16 protein-coding genes are annotated in these 18551 nt (G+C 46.1%); 1 reads left to right on the top strand and 15 read right to left on the bottom strand.

What is annotated here, in order from left to right:
* Positions 1–26: 26 nt before the first annotated feature.
* Positions 27–2045, top strand: a complete 2019-nt coding sequence (gene metG / locus Q7A_RS07600) for a methionine--tRNA ligase (protein ID WP_014706756.1) — start codon at positions 27–29, stop codon at positions 2043–2045.
* A gap of 88 nt (positions 2046–2133) precedes the next feature.
* Here the strand turns inward: metG and Q7A_RS07595 are convergent, their stop codons facing one another.
* From Q7A_RS07595 to Q7A_RS07520, 15 genes are all read right to left on the bottom strand, one after another.
* On the bottom strand, positions 2134–2694 hold the full coding sequence (locus Q7A_RS07595) for a PepSY domain-containing protein (RefSeq protein WP_014706755.1): 561 nt from the start codon (positions 2692–2694) through the stop codon (positions 2134–2136).
* A gap of 170 nt (positions 2695–2864) precedes the next feature.
* On the bottom strand, positions 2865–3302 hold the full coding sequence (locus tag Q7A_RS07590; protein ID WP_014706754.1) for an Hsp20/alpha crystallin family protein: 438 nt from the start codon (positions 3300–3302) through the stop codon (positions 2865–2867).
* Positions 3303–3441: 139 nt separating this feature from the next.
* Positions 3442–4098, bottom strand: coding sequence for a response regulator transcription factor (locus Q7A_RS07585; RefSeq protein ID WP_041354450.1), 657 nt, complete (start codon positions 4096–4098; stop codon positions 3442–3444).
* Positions 4091–5419 carry an ATP-binding protein gene (locus Q7A_RS07580; RefSeq protein ID WP_014706752.1) on the bottom strand — a complete coding sequence of 443 codons (1329 nt, stop codon included), beginning with the start codon at positions 5417–5419 and terminating at the stop codon, positions 4091–4093. Before Q7A_RS07580 ends, Q7A_RS07585 begins: the two co-directional genes overlap by 8 nt.
* Before the next feature lie 175 nt (positions 5420–5594).
* Complete coding sequence (locus tag Q7A_RS07575) at positions 5595–6677, bottom strand: TonB-dependent receptor (protein ID WP_014706751.1); 1083 nt, start codon at positions 6675–6677, stop codon at positions 5595–5597.
* On the bottom strand, positions 6667–8826 hold the full coding sequence (locus Q7A_RS07570; protein WP_014706750.1) for a DUF3438 family protein: 2160 nt from the start codon (positions 8824–8826) through the stop codon (positions 6667–6669). The genes Q7A_RS07575 and Q7A_RS07570 overlap by 11 nt, the downstream gene beginning before the upstream one ends.
* A complete protein-coding gene (locus Q7A_RS07565; RefSeq protein ID WP_151903904.1) occupies positions 8827–9252 on the bottom strand; it encodes a hypothetical protein in 426 nt (141 codons plus the stop codon). It lies immediately after the preceding gene.
* A 15-nt stretch (positions 9253–9267) separates the two neighbouring features.
* Positions 9268–10491, bottom strand: coding sequence for a type II secretion system F family protein (locus tag Q7A_RS07560; protein WP_041354449.1), 1224 nt, complete (start codon positions 10489–10491; stop codon positions 9268–9270).
* The gene (locus Q7A_RS07555) at positions 10478–12145 is read right to left on the bottom strand and encodes a GspE/PulE family protein (protein ID WP_014706747.1); all 1668 of its coding nucleotides are present in this window, start codon (positions 12143–12145) and stop codon (positions 10478–10480) included. The genes Q7A_RS07560 and Q7A_RS07555 overlap by 14 nt, the downstream gene beginning before the upstream one ends.
* 41 nt (positions 12146–12186) lie before the next feature.
* Positions 12187–12870, bottom strand: coding sequence for a hypothetical protein (locus Q7A_RS07550; RefSeq protein ID WP_014706746.1), 684 nt, complete (start codon positions 12868–12870; stop codon positions 12187–12189).
* Entirely contained in the window at positions 12867–14648 is a 1782-nt protein-coding gene (locus tag Q7A_RS07545; RefSeq protein WP_014706745.1) for a coiled-coil domain-containing protein, read from the bottom strand. Before Q7A_RS07545 ends, Q7A_RS07550 begins: the two co-directional genes overlap by 4 nt.
* Complete coding sequence (locus Q7A_RS07540) at positions 14648–15643, bottom strand: type II secretion system protein (RefSeq protein WP_014706744.1); 996 nt, start codon at positions 15641–15643, stop codon at positions 14648–14650. Before Q7A_RS07540 ends, Q7A_RS07545 begins: the two co-directional genes overlap by 1 nt.
* Before the next feature lie 9 nt (positions 15644–15652).
* A complete protein-coding gene (locus tag Q7A_RS07535) occupies positions 15653–16507 on the bottom strand; it encodes a type II secretion system protein (protein WP_014706743.1) in 855 nt (284 codons plus the stop codon).
* 350 nt (positions 16508–16857) lie between these two features.
* Entirely contained in the window at positions 16858–18000 is a 1143-nt protein-coding gene (locus Q7A_RS07525; protein ID WP_014706741.1) for a type II secretion system protein, read from the bottom strand.
* Between the two features lie 190 nt (positions 18001–18190).
* Complete coding sequence (locus Q7A_RS07520; protein ID WP_014706740.1) at positions 18191–18421, bottom strand: hypothetical protein; 231 nt, start codon at positions 18419–18421, stop codon at positions 18191–18193.
* Positions 18422–18551: the final 130 nt, after the last annotated feature.

Here is an 18551-nt window from a genome sequence, read left to right as displayed (position 1 = left end):
TCTAATGGCTTAATTCCGGTTTATTTATGCAACGAAAGATTCTGGTCACCAGCGCGCTTCCCTATGCCAACGGTTCTGTCCATTTGGGACATCTTGTTGAATATATTCAGACAGATATCTGGGTGCGTTTTCAAAAAATGCGAGGCCACGAATGTCATTATGTGTGCGCCGATGATGCCCATGGCACGCCAATTATGTTGCGCGCACAAAATGAGGGTATTACCCCTGAACAATTAATTGCCGACATCAGCAAGGAACATCAGGCGGATTTTGCCGAATTTGCGATTGGCTTTGATAACTATCACAGTACTCATAGTGATGAAAACCGCCAACTGGCCAGTCAGATTTATCTGGCAAATCGTGATGCCGGACATATCGAAAGTCGCACCATCAGTCAGGCCTATGACCCAGAAAAAGAAATGTTCTTACCGGATCGTTTTATCCGCGGTGAATGCCCCAAATGTGGTGCGGCCGATCAATATGGTGATAGTTGTGAAGCCTGCGGTGCCACATATGATCCAACCGAATTAAAAAATCCTGTATCAGCCGTTTCTGGCGCTACTCCCATCACTAAAGAGTCTAAGCACTATTTCTTCAAACTGGGTAATTTTGAACCAATGCTGCGGGAATGGACTCAGGGCGATCATTTACAGGCTGAAGTGGGACGCAAACTCGGTGAATGGTTTGACAGCGGTCTGCAGGATTGGGATATCTCACGTGATGCACCCTACTTTGGTTTTGAGATACCGGATGCACCGAACAAGTTTTTCTATGTGTGGCTGGATGCACCGATTGGCTATTTAGCCAGCTTCAAAAACTACTGTGATCGCACCGGTGTGGATTTTAATGAATTTATGCGTGCCGACAGCCCTACAGAAATGGTGCACTTTATCGGCAAGGATATTATTTATTTTCACGCACTGTTCTGGCCAGCCATGCTTAAGGGTGCCGGTTTCAGATTACCAAACCGTGTCTACGCGCATGGCTTTCTTACCGTTGATGGTAAAAAAATGTCCAAGTCACGCGGCACCTTTATCAAGGCCCGCACTTATCTGAATCATCTCAATCCGGAATATCTGCGTTATTACTTTGCTGCCAAGCTGAATAACACTATTGAAGATATCGATTTGAGTCTGGAAGATTTTCAGAGCCGTATTAACTCCGACCTGGTGGGTAAAGTAGTCAATATTGCCAGCCGCTGTGCCGGTTTTATCAATAAACGTTTTGACGGCAAGTTAAGTGATGCATTGGCTGATGAGGTTTTATTTAAAGCCTTTACCGATCAAGCAGAATCCATTGCCAAACGTTATGACAATCGCGAGTTTGCTCAGGCGATGCGTGAAATCATGGCGCTGGCGGACAAAGCCAACCAGTATATCGATGAACGTAAACCCTGGGTGTTAGCGAAAGAAGAAGGTAAAGAGGCTGAAGTTCAGGCCGTGTGCAGCATGGGCATTAATCTGTTCAGAGTGCTGATAGCCTACCTTAAGCCGGTATTACCTCGCACAGCTGAACAGGCTGAAGCTTTTCTAAAAATTGATGCATTACAGTGGACTGATATCGAAAAGCCATTATTAAGTCATAACATTGAACCGTTCAAACCATTAATGACTCGGGTCGAACAGGACAAGATTGACGCCATCATCAAGGAATCCAAAGAAAATATGACTGCCACGGCGACACCCGTAAAAACAGCTGAAAACATTGATCCGATTGCCGATGAAATCCAGTTTGATGACTTTGCCAAAATTGATTTGCGTATTGCCAAAATCGTCAATGCTGAACATGTCGAAGGCGCTGAAAAACTGCTGAAGCTGACGTTGGATATCGGACTGGCTGAAAAACAGGTATTTGCTGGCATTAAATCTGCTTATGCTCCTGAAGATCTGGTCGGTAAATTAACGGTAATGGTGGCCAATCTGGCACCACGCAAAATGCGGTTTGGATTGTCTGAAGGTATGGTGCTCGCTGCGGGTCCTGGAGGAAAGGATTTATATATTCTTAATCCTGATGCAGGAGCTCAACCTGGTATGCGGGTTAAATAACGCGCGGATTTGTATTCAACACCACGAATTGATACGCATAAAAAAAGCCGGCTTTTCAGCCGGCTTTTTAATATAACTGGAACTGATGTTATTGATTCAGTTCTTTTTCCATACCAATTTCATATAACTCTAAATTGGCTTCTTCAATTTCGCCAGTTACAGCATTCACATCTACTTTATATTCGCGTCCGTGAACATTCACAATATCAAACTCATAAGTCACTGAACCTTCATAACCAATTTCATATTCATTGGCAACTACTTCACCCGGAATGAAATCTAAAGCAGTTTGACGTGCTTCGTCTTCAGTGATTTTGGCGTATTTTTTGAACGTAGGATCGTTGGCTTCTACTTCACGTTCAATTTCAGTGACAAAGCCTTCTTCGGCATTACATTCGACATTGTATGTATTGCCATCTGCAGTTGCTTCAATATCAAATTCATAAACTGGATCGTCACCTTCCATTTTCATTTCCAGTTTACGCACGTTGCCAGGAATGGTATCCAAAGCAGCGTCCATACATGTTTCCATTTTGACGAGTTTCCAATCACGGATATCGTCAAGATCATAGTTATCGTTATCAGCCAATGCCATTGAAGATAATGACATGGTGATTGCAGCTGTTAATAATTTAGCTGTGTGTTTCATAATATTGCTCCTTAAATTTAAAGACCTGGTTCCATTCTCTACCCGCAAGAGCAATGTTGCTTATCTTTTTGAGTTGATTAGATATCTACCTGATTACTATTATATTGGGAATTTTTCCTGTGTACAAAAAAGCCCCGGAAAAAGGATTTGTCCGGGGCTTTAATTTGATTTTACTGCTGAACATTCACCTCAATGCGTTTGGGTTGCAGTTGTGGCATTTTAGGAATCGTTAATTCCAACACCCCATCCCGTGAAGCGGCATTAATGTTATCTACATCAGCGGTTTCCGGTAAAGTGAACCGCCGCATAAAACTGCCACTGAAGCGTTCAATACGTTTGTAATTATCTTTTTCTTCAACTTTTTTACTGTCACGTACGCCTTTAATGGTCAGCAGACCATTTTCGGCTGTCACTTCAATATCTGCGGCTTTAACGCCGGGCAGATCAGCGTGAATAATGTAACTCTCTGCGTTTTCCTGAATATCAACCGCTGGTGTCCAATCCTCTTCACTGAAGTTAGTTTCAACTGCAGGCGACTGGAACAGAGACGACATTTCACGTTGCAGATTATCAAGCAGACTGTAAGGTCTGTAACGTTGAATAGCCATAAAAACACCTCCATAACAAGTTCATCATGAAGACGAATACTGTCTTCTGATCAGCAAGATTGGGATGTGTGAATAAAATTCAAGAGGCTTGCAATATTTTTAAATTAACTATTAATTATCAGTTGGATAGCAGTTGATGCTAATGTTTAATAATGCCTAATACAGCGGCAATATTCGCCAGTTCTGCTGTGGTGTTTACATTGAGTTTATTTTTAATCTGAGTGTTGTAGTTCGCAACAGTTTTGTAGCCCAAATGTAATTCGGCAGCGACTTCATGTGCGGTCATTCCTTTGGCCGTCAAACAAAACACATCAAATTCTCTGGGTGACAATAACTCCACCACCTGCCCATAATGCAAGGTATCCGAAGGATGTTTGAAATCATCAATATTAGGCAAGATATCCTGTTCAATATAATGTTTGCCTTGTGATACCGCTAATACAGCTTCCGCCAGTACTTCAGCCGCACTATTCTTGGTGACATAGCCTTTGGCCCCAGCTTGTATGGCACGTTCAACATAGATTGACTCATCATGAATACTGTAAACCAGCACGGTAGCATGTGGATCCTGTTTTTTTAAACGGCGAATCGTTTCCAAGCCTCCAATACCAGGCATGGATAAGTCCATTACCACCACATCAGGACGCTTGCGTTCGTATTCATGACAGGCCAACTCACCCCGATCAACATCAACAATGTCGCCAATGAAGGGTTGAGAATCCAGTAGCATTCTAAACCCGGCACGAACCACCTGATGATCATCGACCAACAAGACACTTATCTTTTTTTCATTCATTCTCTATTTTCTCTATGATTGGCATCCATACATTTATCGAAACACCTTTTCCTGCCTCAGACTCGAATCTAAACCGCCCCCCCATATTCTCAACCCGCTCCTGCATAGCCAATACACCAAAACCATATCCGGATGGCTTACCGCCTTGCCCATTATCTCGAATCCGCATGACTACACGGGGGGAGGTATGCTCACCTTCTTGCCGAATGGTTAATGTTACCGTAGATGCATTGGCATGACGCACAACATTGGTAATACATTCCTGTGCAATTCGATAAACATGTATCGCTAATTCATGTGACACCTGATCCAGCCGTTCATCATAATTCAGTTTTATCATGAGTTCCGGATGTCTGCGCCGCCATTCATTGACGAGATCCGTTAGAGTGGCACCTAATCCCAGATCGGCAAGACTTAACGGATGCAATGTTTTCATCATGGAACGTACAACACCGGCCAGATGGTTACATATTTCAGCGATTGAATCGGAAATTTTCATAACATCCGAACCCGGCTGACGAATTGCGGTAGACATGGCTTTTATAGCCGTTAATGATTGGCCCATCTCATCGTGCAGCTCGCGGGATAAATTACGTCTTTCAGATTCCTGAATCTGCATTGTATGGCGAGCTAACGCCTGATTATTCTCTTTTGCGACTTTCAAAGCGTCTGACAAGTGATTGATTTCACTGGCAATAGCATCAAACTCACGAATATCATAAGGAGGCAGTTTACGACCATATTGACCAGACTCTACTCGCCGTAAGCCAACAACAATTGTCCGAACATTTTGCAACATGGAATTAAATACGAAATTAATCGCTAAAAATATTACGGCAATCATCGTCATTACTGACCAGAAATAAGACTCGGATTCCTCCCAGGCTTCAGCAATTTCATCGAGTGGATCTGCCCGGACAATCATCTGTTTCACTCTGCCATCGGCCAGTTTGATATCGTAATTGGCCGAGGGATAAGTGGTTCTCACCGCCCTGACAAACCATTCTGGTGGTACCTCTTCATCCAGACTTTCCGCAACAAACCATTCTACTTCCTCACCCTCCTCATTCAGAATACTGATATGAATATGACGGGTATGCTGGATCGCACTGATTTGTTGCAACCACTCAAATTCCGTCATGGAGGTACGCGAAAGATGACTGAATCCGAGCTCAATCATTTGTAAAGCGAGGTTAAACGACGAGTTGACCTCACGTTCAACCGAATGACGCGCCTGCCAGATGGTTAACAGGCTACCGAATAAAATAATAATAATGACCGAAATCAAAATCCGGCTGTTGATTAGTCCTCTTAAACTCATCTATTTTCCAAAACAGGTTTTTTATTTTTTTCTTTTAACCGCACCGAATAACTTCAGTCTTGAAAGTCAAATCTATTCATTGGATTAAAAAGCTCATACATAGTGAATTCAACTAACACAATCGATGTAATAGTGAAGTCAGATTATGACTGAAGTCTAACAGCAGTAGTAAAAATCAAAAATCGTAATTCAGCCCAAGATTTATTCCAAAGCTTTCCCATTCGGCTTCATTAAACTTTAATTTCGCGGTATTGCCGTTAGCAAAATAGACTTTGTCTTCACCGTTTCTGTCTGCGAGCCACTTTTGGTAACGCACATCCACAGTCAGGGCTAACCTGGGAGATAAATGCCACGCACCAGTCAATTCGGTGACAAACCCATCACCCTCCGCTTCATGAGTGAAACTTTCTGGTTGCGCAAAATCACTACGTAAATTCCACTGCGCCGTCGCATCGTAAAAAGCATAGTGATATTTAAAATTTAACCCCAGCTCGAATGCATCCTGTTTGATAAACAGGTTTTCCATACCAATCCACGGACCATACCAGGTTGCATCATAACTGGAATCCAGACCAGGAAAAGGACCCAGAGCAGGTATTGTCTGAAAACCATCAACTATCTTTAAATCCTGTGAATAATAATAAAGCCCGGCCATAGGTCGCCACTCATAACGAGTGCGTGCACGTTCGTTTAATACCCATTCAAAGCGCTTTCCAAAACCGACCGATAAATCCATGACACTGCCTTCATCGGCACCATTATTGGATCGGGAAAACTCCCGTGTTCGATTATTTCCAAAATAATCCGAATCCTGGTTTTTACCGTCATAAATTTCGCCATACAGGAAATCCAGATTCACCAACCAGTTTTCCTTGGTATATAAGGTTGCTCCTAAATTCACCGTGGCAATCTCGATATCTTTCCAGGTAAGCTCTGACAGAATGTTTGGTTGCCCACCCGGTCCGGCAATACTCCAGCGCAACTCATCACGCCGATAACCAGCTTTGAAATAAATATCCGCTTTATCGTATTCCAACCAGGGTGTCTTTTTTTCAGCTGTTTTCTGGGGGCTCTCATAGATATGTAGCCTCAGCCGTTGAGGCTCCACAGCCTGACCAACAAGCTTATTTGCCGCAGGCAACTGATCAGGCACGGCTTCATAAACATGCATCTGCAGCACTGGAGCAGCCAATAACGTGGATAGCGGAAAAGCCAATAACCCCAAACCTGACAGCAAGACAATTGACTTAGCGTGCATTCGCGACAACCTCCTCAAACGGCAGGGCTGAAATCAGATACATGTAAGTTGAGCTCTCTGCCTGACCCACTGGCGATAATTGACTGCTTTCCACAGATGAAGCCAGCCAGCTGCCTTTAATATTCTGATAATCGACCGGCAAACTCTGAGACGCCCGATTCACAACAGAAAGTGCTGTGACATGCATACCGCCTCGGTTCCAACTGCCCACCGGTGTGGCACTGATACGGTTATCTGCAAACAATGGCAGACTGCTTTGCGTGTTGATCCGCACCGGACTGTAATTTTTATCACGTAGACGCTCAACCTCGGGAATACGGACCATTTCAGCCGCATACTGACTCATTTCCATATACACCTGATGACGATCACTGACGACAGGTGTCGTGCTGGTACTACCCGAAGAAGCCTCAGGAATCGTTTCTTCATCGTCACGATCAATGAATCTGTTAGGGGCCGGCGCAGGCGGCGGATAGCCAGCATTATGAGAACGGTAATACGCATTATCTGCCTGCCGGATTTTTTCACTTTCACCTGGCGCATTCATGATTCGAGGTGTGATCAGCAAAACAGTCTCGGTATCTTCTTCCGACTCAATCGTCGAACGAAATACCCGGCCGATGACAGGGATTTCACCCAGCAGCGGAACCTTCCTTTCGTTTTTATTGACACTGGTTCGAATCAAGCCGCCTACCGCTACCGTGAGGCCATCTTTTGCCATGACTGTTCCGGTTAGCCTTGCCGTATTAATCGTATCTACTGATAAATTGGTGACGCCGCCTTCACCATCGGTAACCGGAATCGTGCCACCACCCCGGTTCACTGTTGAACTCTCCTGCTCCAGTTGCAGGCTGACTGTGCTATCGGAATTAATGCGAGGCGTGATGCGCAGCGTAATACCGATATCTTCCCGATTCACCAGCGCCTGAACATAAGCAGGCTGAATCACCACACCGTTATCAATGACCGAGGCAAAGAACTGAAAACCTTCGGTGACCAGCGTTTCCTCACCGATAAATAATTCCGCTTCGCGATGATTGGACGCCACTACCATCGGATTTGACAACACTCTGACCCGGCGATTCTCTTCAAGAAATTCCAGATTGGCGCGTAAACGGTTGTTGAGAAACTCATAGATAAATGTGCCTGAGTTCAACAGGGCATTATTACCAAGCAGAATCGGTTGGGCTGATTGATTACTGCCGCGGGGCTGTAACTCAAAATTGAAAATGGAATTAAAATCTTCACCCAGAATCACGCTGAGGATCTGCATCTCGAGCATAACCTGAGGCACGGGAATATCCATTTGTTTTATCAGTTTGTCGATGGCCTTCAGAACTGCCTGATCATCGGTGCGTACAATAATCATATTGTGTTCATTGTTCACCGTGACATAAATCGGCTGGGACTGGATGGTGACTTGTTTGAGCGTTTCCTGACTGATATTGGTCGAACCCGATGCTTCCACTGAGGCGGCAAGCTGAGAAATCTGATCCACCGTCAGCGTCGTGCCATCCAGTTGTGAGCCGGCTGTTGTCAATGTGTTGCCAGCGCCGCTTGCCCCACCGGAAGAAAACCGATTCGTCGAGCGCCCCACCCCACCAAGATTAGATGAACGCACATTCCGTACGGTATTGTTACCACGACTAAAGCCGGAGGAGCCTGAACGCCCGCCACTTCCAAACACATCTTCACCGGGAGCCTGTCCCAGCGAGAGGATCACCCTCTGACCATATAAATCCTCAATCGCCTGGGCAATGATCTGCACATTGGCATTGAGCAGAGTGAATACCTCAATATGCTCGCTCTCCCGTACGACCAGATCTTCACTGTATTCCTCACGCGTCATAATCCGGTAGGTATTGGTGTCCTCATCATAGCGATACCATAAATTACTGATGCGGCTGATGGATTTAACGGCATCCAATACACTGACATTTTTCAGATGAATGGTCAGACGACGGTCCGTTGCTTCGGGTGTAGCAATAATATTGGTGTCTGTTAGCTCTGACAAGGTCCGAACGACATCGGCAAGCTGAGTGTCATTAAACTCAACCTCATCAATAAAGTCAGCAGCATGCGTAGCCTTTAATGGCATCAGCACCAGGAAACACAGTTGAGTCAAAAAGAAAAGTTGCTTGATAGTCATTTATTTCAACACCCGGATTTTGCCAATCGTGCCGGTTTCCACCGTCACGCCTAAACGCGTAATACTGGTAATTCTGATGGCTTCTGACGGCCGTCTGGGATTGATATTGATTTCATCCCCCTCCCGGACCATATAAACGCCGCGTCCAATCACTTCCAGTAACGCCAGCATTTTTTCGCTGTCATCGGAAACAAAGCCTCGCAAACGCATATCCGGAATATCCGCCGCAACTGCCTCGCTTGGATTAAATGCGCCCAGGCTGGAATAACTGTTTAATTCTGTGCCGCGAACCTGATACATCAACTGACTGGGGGTGAAAGGATCACGCAGCGGCGCCACCTCCTGACTGTGCAAATCTGTATTTTCCATCGCTGTGACGACATTTATCCAACCTGCCAAAATCACCATCGCCATGCTATTACTCATTTTTTGCAGCACCTGTTATCTCCCACCTGCCAACGCAAACAACGCCTGAAAAAAGGCGTAATAGACAAATCCCACCATGCCGCCAATCACCAGAATCATCGCGGGTTCAATCAATGCAGTGAGTCGTTTGATTCCGGTTTCCAACACTTTTTCGTAATAGCTGCCAAGTTCCTGCAAAATGTGGTCAAGCGTACCGGTGCGCTCCCCTACCGCTATCATTTGTGTCACCAGCGCCGGCAGCATGGGATGACGAATACTGGATGACAAATCATGGCCAGCGAAGACCCTGGATGCACCTTGTTTGAGTTTGTCGGCATAGACCCGGTTGGGCATCAGATCGGCGGTAATTTTCAAGGCATCAAAAATACTGACCCCGCTGCTTAACAGAATGGACATCGCCCAGTTCAGTTGAGCCATTGAGCCATTGATCATCAGCTTCCCAAGAACAGGGATATGTAACAGCAGACGATCCAGTATCAGCCTGCCTTGTTGGGTGCGGTAAAACAGCCATAGCGCGATCAATCCAGCAATTGCTGCAATAATCAGCTGTAACCCGTTTTCCCGAATGCTGGCAGAAATATCAATCAGAGCCTGAGTGGAGGCAGGCAAAGCTTTACCTTGCCCCTGTAGGAAAGTCGCGAATTTCGGAATGATGCTGACCACCATGAAAATGGCAACGCCAATTGCCACCAGAACAACAATGACCGGATAGATCATCGCTGTCATCATTTGCTTTTTTAAGGCGGCACGTTTCTCAAGATGGCTGGCCAATCGCTCCATGATGACTTCAAGTTCACCGGTGTTTTCCCCAGCGACAATGAGGTTAATCATCATATTGGTGAAAACGTCACGATGCTTTTTCATTGCGGATGAGAGAGATTGGCCACCCTCAATGTCCTTGAGCATCACTCTGACAGCCAGATTCAATCGACTGCTGCTGATTTGTCCGGCGGCCAGTTCCAACGCCTGGGCAACCGGCAGGCCGGCTTTCAGCATAAAAGCCATTTGTCTGAAATAAAAAATCAGCGCATCGGTCCCAACAGACCGCTGCGTTGCTAACCAGTCAGCAAAATTTGCCTGGCCCAAAAAACCGCCCTGGCCTTTACGTTCGCGAATATCCAGCACCCGTAATCCCTGGGCACGCAGTTCCTGTACTGCCATGCTCTCATTGGCAGCCTGTAAGCTACCCTTCTGCTCATTCCCGGCGCTGCTCAGGGCGTTATAACTATACAGCGGCATCGTAGATTACCTCATTGCCAGCAATATGCTTTACTACGGCCACTTTCTGTATTTCTTCCAGGGTAGTCATTCCGCGCAGCACTTTTTCACAACCGTCCTGCCACATGAAACGCAACTTGTCTCCGGCGGCGTGTTCCAGCGTTTCTTCATCAGCGCCTTTAGCCACCATTCGCGCCAGTTGTTCATCAAACCAGAGCGTTTCAAATAAGCCCAAACGACCACGAAAACCGGTTCCCTGACAGACCGCACAGCCCACCGGATCAAAAATCTCGATAGATTTCCCTTCATAACCCAGTGTTGTACATTCGGTTTCAGTCGCAGACCGTTTGCGAGCACAATGTCGGCACAGACGCCTGACCAGTCGCTGGGCAATCACCGCGGTCATGGTCGAGCCAATCAAAAAAGGTTCACAGCCAATATCAATCAGCCGGGTGACGGCACTGACGGCATTGTTGGTATGCAAGGTGGAAAAGACCAGATGACCGGTCATCGCTGCTTTGACAGCCACATCTGCTGTTTCGGCATCACGGATTTCTCCGACCATCAACACATCCGGGTCATGCCTCAATAATGAACGTAATGCATCGGCAAAAGTGATCTTGGGGCCGGTCTGGATCTGCGAAACCCCATCCATCACATACTCAATCGGGTTTTCTACCGTCATGATATTAATATCGGGTTTGTTGATTTCCTGTAATGCAGCAAACAAAGTGGTCGATTTACCGCTTCCTGTCGGACCGGTCAGCAGAATCATGCCGTAAGGGTTCCGTATGGCTTGATTAAAACTCGCCAGATCCTGCTCCAGCATGCCCAAGTCAGTCAGTGTCAGGCCACCGGATTCCTGCCCCAGCAGACGCATGGTGATGCGTTCACCCAAACGGGTCGGTGCGGTCGCCACCCGGATATTGAAATCCAGATCAAACGGTGCGGCCAGATGATAACTAAAACCGCCATCCTGCGGTTGACGCTGTTCGGCAATATCCAGCCCCGCCAACACTTTTATCCGTGATACCAGACCAGAAGCCACATTCTGCTCGGCAGCCAAGGGATAATCCGACAGACTGCCATCGATCCGAAGTCGAACCCGGAGCCCATCCTCTTCTGTCAGTAAATGCACATCCGACGCGCGGGTGAGATATGCTTCCATCAAAATGGTGTCCAGCAGTGCTACCAGATCTGTCTCACGCGGTCCGGTAGTCGTTTCTTCAGCCGCCGCCATGATGCTGGTGGCCACATATTCGTCTACCATTAACTGTAGCCGTCTGGGTTCAGCCATGACCACAGGCAGTTCAGTCCCCAGCAAACGCATGGCCGAGGCGATACCCGCCATATCATCGGGGTCAGCCGTGACCAGCACCAGATTTTCTTCAATCTCTAGCGGTAAAAAATGTTTACGCTTAATCAGACTGCCAGGCAGTTTTTTTGATAATTTCCGTTCGATAGTGGCCTGAGTGAGATCAATAAACGGGAGTTGACGCGATTCCGCAACGGCACGGTGCAAAGCCGAAACCGGTATGCGGTAATATGCCAGTACCTTGCTTAATACAGGCACATGTTGGCGACGGGCTTCCACTTTCAATCGCTCGACGGTTTCCCCATCGAGTAATTCGGTTGCCACACCGGCCTGCAATAGCATGTCGTCAGTCAATGCCATAGCTTATGGTTTCAGCAAGATGAAATGAGAATGGAAACGCTTCATAACGCCAGAATCACCTCAATGGATAAAGGCTGGGGCATGCCAGGCAAAGGCGCAACGGGTAACTTGGTGATATTCATCCGTAAAACCGACACTTGCCAGGGCAATCCATCCAGGCCATGTAAAAAGCGTCTTAATGCTTCATAGCTTCCCTCTAACTGAAGCTTCTGCAACGGTCTCTCATACATGGAGCCTGGAGACATTCGGGCTATCCAACCGGCTGTTACCGGTAAAATCATATCTTTCGCCGGCTGGTTAGTGGCTTGGCGTGAGTTATTTCGAGACGCTTGCGTAATTTGTGTCACTGGTGACGCATTGAAAGACTCATTACTGCGAATACGAATGCCGGTTTCCATTGCCAATGAGGAAATCATCACGCGTAATTGTTGTGAATCACGACTGGCAAGACGATTTTCAATGATTGCTGCTCTTTCCTTTAGGGCAGCCACTTCGGCCTCCTGCTCATCCAGTTGATCGAGAATATCCTCAACCACCTCATCGGACTCTTCCGGAATCTCGAGTTCGGCAATTCTGATCTGGGTAGCCAGTACCTGTTTCTGCAGGGATTCAATATTTTCTTTGGCTGGCTGATAACGCAGCAGGCCGTAACTTCCCAAAATAACAACCACACCGATGGCTAATGCCAGCATCCGTTCGCGTTTGTTTAATTGTCTCAAGCTCATCGTGCCGACTCCGATTGAGAGAGTTGCATGGGTCTGGGTTTTACTCTGACCAGACTCAATGCCACCGCATAGCCATCCAGACTCAGCGGACCAGAACGCTCCAGAATCTGCACATCCCTGACGACGAAATTCCAGGTAGCCGCGGCATCTTTAAGGGCTTGTATAAATTCCTGAGCAGCACTCTCAGAAAGCGACCAGGCATCAATATTGAAATTATCCAGCTCGATCACCTCACTCTGCACCGGCTGATTTGCCGCCATCATAGGCAGTCGTTTACCCATCTCATCAATACTGTTAATCACAATATGGTCATTTAACGCATTCTGCAGTGTGCCCAATACGACTTGTAACAACATATTCCGCTCTGGCAGCTCTTCACCAAAGAAAGTCATCCGGGCTTCCATCCGTTGCTGGCTTGTCTGTTGTTCTTTCAACAGATTTTTGCGTGCTTCGATTTGGTCGTTAATGGCAGTAATGCGTTTTACGGCTTCATCCAGCGTTTTAGCCCGCTCATCCAGCACTGTTTTTTGTTCAGCGAGTCTGTTTTGCTGCAGATGCATGGTGATTTCCGCCCCCAAGATCACCAATAACAATATCGCGGCCACACCGGCCAGCTGTATTTCTTGACGTTGAATCAAAGGAGGCTTTGGCCCGCCCACTTGAACCGGGACCAAAATCGTCTCATCACTGAGTCCAGTGACAAGTGAAGCTGCGCCGAGCATGCCAGGCGTCACACCTGTGACAGGATCAGTACCACCCAGAAAATGCACTGGCTTGTTGAATACTTCCGCCAGCGATTGATAAAGCGAATGGTCGGATTCGCCATGACTACTCAGCCAGATTTCCTCTATCGAATCGGTACTGGCAGCATGAAAGGCCTCCAGACAGGCGTTATAAGTTTCCAAAGCAGCAGAATGATGTGCCTGAAACTGATTAATACGCCCTTTTGACAGAGCGGTAGTGGTAACGATGCCCGGGCCGGCTTCCAACAACAGTTGCTCTTGATGATTGGTTTTCAGCAAGCCGTTTGACGCACCGGTCAACGGAAACACTTTTGAGAGTGTTATGCCATGGGATTTAAAGGCATCCACCCAGCGGTTTATCACGGATTTATACGCACAGCTAATCAGCCAGTTGTAAATACCCGGAGCGTCTTTTACCGCTGCCTGGGGTTGCCAGCCACATTCGATATCTTCTTCATCAGAACGCAACCAGCTCTGGCACTGGACAAACCCATTCAAGCGTTCCTTATCCACATAACCATGCTCAAGAGCAAGCTCGCCAAACCGCTGGAAATTACTGCGTTGCTGGGCACCGATGCCCATTCCGGCGGGTTTGTTCGCCTGCTGAATACCACGAATGTGATTGACCTGCTCCGCGGTCATCAATCCCTGTTTGACCATCAGGTAGCCGATGCTCCACTGATTTTGCTGTTGCATCAGCAAAGGCTCTGCTTCCCAGCGAATCAACGCCTGCATCTGCGCCAGTGGTTTTGGCTTTTTAGGATTGATCGGTAATTCAATCAGGCTGGACATCGCCGCTGGAGTGAGTAACACCGCCTGATTTCCCGACCAGCCATTGGCGCGGAGATGTTGAATCACTTCCGCCAATGCCAGTCCTGGGTCCAGCAAACTGGACATGGCATGCTGATGCGTGACCAGTTTATTGCCTTCCCGGTTGATCACCGCAGCCCTTAACATCAAGCCATCGCTTTCTACCACCAGCACCTGACTGGGGCGGCCAAACTGAATATTTTCCAATATCTTTAATAATTTCATTACGGTGAGATTCTCCAAGGGAAAGGAGCAATATGATGTTTTGGCAACAAAACTATTTGATAAGGAGTAGTTACACTGCTTGGGCAAGTGCTTGAGGGATTACAATTCAAGGTAAGTAAATAAATCCCCATCGGAATTTTATTTTCAAAATTAGCCGTTACATCGACTGAGGATTCGGGCTGAACAGTGACAGAAGAAACTGCAGTGGCTACTGATAAATTTATAAACTCAGGAATATCGCTTCTGCTAAGGCTCAAGTCCCAGTTGTCTAGCTCTATATCAACTGAACTCAAGGATGACGTATTGTAAAAAGATATTGTCAAACCATCGTCCGTCAACCAATCGTTCTGAGCTATTAAGTTACTGATAGCTTCAATTTCACCATTTGGAATATCATCTACAGGGTCGATCACATCAAACCCAAGGCTTTGTAGATTCGCTTTTACTGCGCTTTGGGCCTCGGTCATGCTCAGAGTGTTATTGCTCGCATCTAGTAAAAGCCATTCCCACCCAAAATTTTCTGTATCGTCATCATTACCATAGCCATCCCGAAATTTAACGTCTCCACTTCGGTCTGCTATGGTTTGGATGTAAGGCCCTCTCCAACCAAACCCAATCCCGGTATCTGGATCCACTTCCCAATCTTCGATTTCAGAACCATCACAATTTTTATTCACCAATAGTTCTTTTATACAACCAGGAAGCCGCCCCATATCAGCAGCAAAACCGCTGATTTCAGGCGCACCATTAATCGTGCGTGTGGAGTCGCCGATAATGGCTTTACGGATCAACTCCATCCGGCGTTTGGTTTCGTCGTATTTGGCTTGATCTTCAACACCTTCGGTAAACAACAAACCGGCTGACGCGAGCAAGCCAATCAGGAACAGTACCAGCACCATTTCGAGTAAGGTGAAACCACGCTGACTCTGGGCAGCCAACTGATATCGTTCAGGCATGGTGAAAGATGTGAGGTGAGACAAGTAGCTGATCATCATCCATCTCACTTAGCGCAATAAACACAGGACAATATCGTCCCCACGACTATCGCAAGGATCGATTGACCCGGTACTTTCATTTATACCGTTAGGCCCCGTGCTCATGACCCTTGCGGAATCAGGATCATTAAGCTCGAATGCTAAATAAGGGTTACCGTATAGCTCAAATGGAATAGCAGAAACTGTGTCGTCAAACCAATAAATGCCTCTATCTTTGCCAGGCTTATCTGGACGGTATTGTCTAGTTTCAAAAGTATCTGCGATGCCCCATACATTCACGATTGAAGAAACAGAGAGTTTGTCTGGAATTCGAAGCTCAATATCAAGAAACCTATCTTTTCTCCTAATATACGGTCCATTCCACCCTCTTTTGGTATCAGGATCCCAATCGTTGTTTGTTAACGGATTTTCAAACAACATCCAGAAGTTGGCTGGGTGTTTACACCAATCAACTTTTTCACTTTGGCTATAACTTGAAATATGATTTGGAAAGTTAAGCTCTGGATTTGGTGTATTACTATCACCATCTGGATCATCATCGCAGTCATATATCCCTTGTTTTGGAAAATATTTTGATCCACTATCATGTCGAAATTGAAGTAGTGCTTTTCTGATCTCTTCAATTTCAAATTGAGTCAAACTATATCTAGCTTCATCATCAACACCATCAAATGCGACTAAGGCACCTGTGGCAAGAATGGCTAATAAAGTGATTACAGCCAAAAGTTCAAGCAGCGTGACACCTGCCATTTTGTTTTTTGGATGTAAAGAAAAGCTTGATTGCTGCCGATTATGTGCAGTATTGCCGGGCAGACGGATGGGTTTGCTCGGTTTTAATTGTCGGTAAAACAATAAACACCTCATTTACTTGTTCCCGATGTGTGGCAGGCCATCAATTCAAATTGCCGGGTTTTGATTTCCTGTTTATCAAAACCTGTTGTTGTTCTGGCTGATACTCCTGTATCAGGGTTTTGTTGGGTTTCGTGCCTCAACCCAACCTACGGGTCAGGTTCCAATTTTTATTGCTTTCACCGTTGTGGGTGATCAGCGTTTGTCTTTTGTTGGTTTTGTTGGGCTTCGTACCTCAGCCCAACCTACCAAGATCATTCTGTTAAAGATTGCTGGCTTTAACGCAATGAACTGTTTTTCCGGTTTAAATAAACAAGGGGCAGGCAGCGCCTGCCCCAAGTTAAATTTCAAGGTTCTAATTAAAATTAGTCTTGAGTTGCTGCAGCGATATTGGCATCGATAGTGTTACCTTCGGTGTCAATGAAGCCCAGCAGACGTGGACGTGGCAGGAAGTTTTCTGCAACTAAATTATTCACGCCATCAGTAGTATCAACATCACCTTTTTCACCTGAAGCGAGTAGGAATAAACCAATATATCTAGAGTAATTAACAGCTGGATTAACATTGGCGCTACTGTAAGTAGGGGCCTGAATAACACCTGCAGCTGAATCCACTGTTGCTTGTGCAGCATCACCACCAAAACCAAGAGCCAATACTAAGTTACAGCGCTCAGTACTCAACGCATCATTGATTGAATTAATAACTAATGGGTCAGCTGTACCTGTTGATTCAGTTTCAGGATCCCACCAAGTAGTAGTAATATCTTCCCCTCCAACAGTACAATCTAACGTGCCCGTAACATTATCCTTATTAGCCTGTGAAGCTAATATAGAGATATAATCAGGTTCATCAGCGTCACCACCACCAAAATCACCATACTCAGTTTCAATAGCGCCATTATTACCGTCAGGAGGGTTAGTGCCCTCATTATGAGCACGGTTTGGTTCAACTCCACCACCGATTGCACCATTCAAGCCTTTTCCAGTACCGAAAACATGTTGAATTTCATCCATACCAAACTTTGATTCAAAATAATCTTCTAGATCGGAGAACTCACCACCAACACCAGAGGCAGCTGCAGCCAGATCAAGACTACCCAGAATGCGTTGTAATCTTTCAGGAATAAACCCATCTTCAATTTGTGCTTTATTACCAGCTACTGAAACAGTCGCAGCCGCATTTGCTACTTTCGGATTTGCAAGGTTATCCATTTGGTTTGGATAAGCTTGTGTTACGGCACGATATGCACGAACACCTTGGTCTAATACTGCGGTGGTATTAGCAGCTTTAGATGACTGGGCTTTATCCCCTGCACCGTCATACGCAACCAAAGCACCAGTCGCCAGGATAGCCAACAGGGTAATAACAACCAGTAATTCCAGCAGCGTAAAACCTTTTTGTTTTGCTTGCAGTTTTTGAGCTTTTGCACGCATAACCGGGTCTTTTACACCAGAGAAATCAGCGTGACGGAAACGGCTGACCATAGATTTCATTTGTTTAATGTTCATTTTTTAGTCTCTCTGTTGAATGCCGCAGCTGCCCCATACAGCCTGTTGGTCATCTGGATTTAATTTTTTTATGTACGTGATGTGCCCCACACACATTCAACATTCACCGCCTGATTGAGTCTTTTTGCTTTGTGATGAGCAGGCTTTTTACGCATTTTGTTTAGAACTGGGAGATTCATTTGAACGACGTTTAATTTGATACTGCGTGATGTTTGGAGGTATGCACCTCGGCCACATCCGGCATGTCGACAACAAAACGGTACTGCTTACCACAATGCAAAATCACCTCTTTCTGACGGCGTTTGAGGATTTTCACCTCAATCCGAATATCACCAAAACCGTCATGCGCCAATACATCATCGACCAGCTCCATCAATTTGTACTTGAGTGGTTTGACGGTGGTTTCTGTTGTACTTGTCATGTTTTACGGCTCTGATTTGTTTCGGTGAGTTGGATAGTAGAGAAACGGGAATTTATTCCCTATAGGAGAATTTCCTTATTTTTCGCAGGAATTAGAGACTCACTTAACAAAACCCAATAAATAACTGTTT

Origin of the sequence: Methylophaga nitratireducenticrescens, from assembly GCF_000260985.4 — a bacterium.
Classification (GTDB): domain Bacteria; phylum Pseudomonadota; class Gammaproteobacteria; order Nitrosococcales; family Methylophagaceae; genus Methylophaga; species Methylophaga nitratireducenticrescens.
Note: the sequence above shows the minus strand (reverse complement) of the source record. Positions and strands in the feature narration are given on the sequence as shown.

What these genes read in the sequence shown, in the direction of transcription:
- metG (WP_014706756.1), top strand. Translation starts at nt 27, where the DNA reads ATGCAACGAAAGATTCTGGTCACCAGCGCGCTTCCCTATGCCAACGGT.
- Q7A_RS07595 (WP_014706755.1), bottom strand. Translation starts at nt 2,694, where the DNA reads ATGAAACACACAGCTAAATTATTAACAGCTGCAATCACCATGTCATTA.
- Q7A_RS07590 (WP_014706754.1), bottom strand. Translation starts at nt 3,302, where the DNA reads ATGGCTATTCAACGTTACAGACCTTACAGTCTGCTTGATAATCTGCAA.
- Q7A_RS07585 (WP_041354450.1), bottom strand. Translation starts at nt 4,098, where the DNA reads ATGAATGAAAAAAAGATAAGTGTCTTGTTGGTCGATGATCATCAGGTG.
- Q7A_RS07580 (WP_014706752.1), bottom strand. Translation starts at nt 5,419, where the DNA reads ATGAGTTTAAGAGGACTAATCAACAGCCGGATTTTGATTTCGGTCATT.
- Q7A_RS07575 (WP_014706751.1), bottom strand. Translation starts at nt 6,677, where the DNA reads ATGCACGCTAAGTCAATTGTCTTGCTGTCAGGTTTGGGGTTATTGGCT.
- Q7A_RS07570 (WP_014706750.1), bottom strand. Translation starts at nt 8,826, where the DNA reads ATGACTATCAAGCAACTTTTCTTTTTGACTCAACTGTGTTTCCTGGTG.
- Q7A_RS07565 (WP_151903904.1), bottom strand. Translation starts at nt 9,252, where the DNA reads ATGAGTAATAGCATGGCGATGGTGATTTTGGCAGGTTGGATAAATGTC.
- Q7A_RS07560 (WP_041354449.1), bottom strand. Translation starts at nt 10,491, where the DNA reads ATGCCGCTGTATAGTTATAACGCCCTGAGCAGCGCCGGGAATGAGCAG.
- Q7A_RS07555 (WP_014706747.1), bottom strand. Translation starts at nt 12,145, where the DNA reads ATGGCATTGACTGACGACATGCTATTGCAGGCCGGTGTGGCAACCGAA.
- Q7A_RS07550 (WP_014706746.1), bottom strand. Translation starts at nt 12,870, where the DNA reads ATGAGCTTGAGACAATTAAACAAACGCGAACGGATGCTGGCATTAGCC.
- Q7A_RS07545 (WP_014706745.1), bottom strand. Translation starts at nt 14,648, where the DNA reads ATGAAATTATTAAAGATATTGGAAAATATTCAGTTTGGCCGCCCCAGT.
- Q7A_RS07540 (WP_014706744.1), bottom strand. Translation starts at nt 15,643, where the DNA reads ATGATGATCAGCTACTTGTCTCACCTCACATCTTTCACCATGCCTGAA.
- Q7A_RS07535 (WP_014706743.1), bottom strand. Translation starts at nt 16,507, where the DNA reads ATGAGGTGTTTATTGTTTTACCGACAATTAAAACCGAGCAAACCCATC.
- Q7A_RS07525 (WP_014706741.1), bottom strand. Translation starts at nt 18,000, where the DNA reads ATGAACATTAAACAAATGAAATCTATGGTCAGCCGTTTCCGTCACGCT.
- Q7A_RS07520 (WP_014706740.1), bottom strand. Translation starts at nt 18,421, where the DNA reads ATGACAAGTACAACAGAAACCACCGTCAAACCACTCAAGTACAAATTG.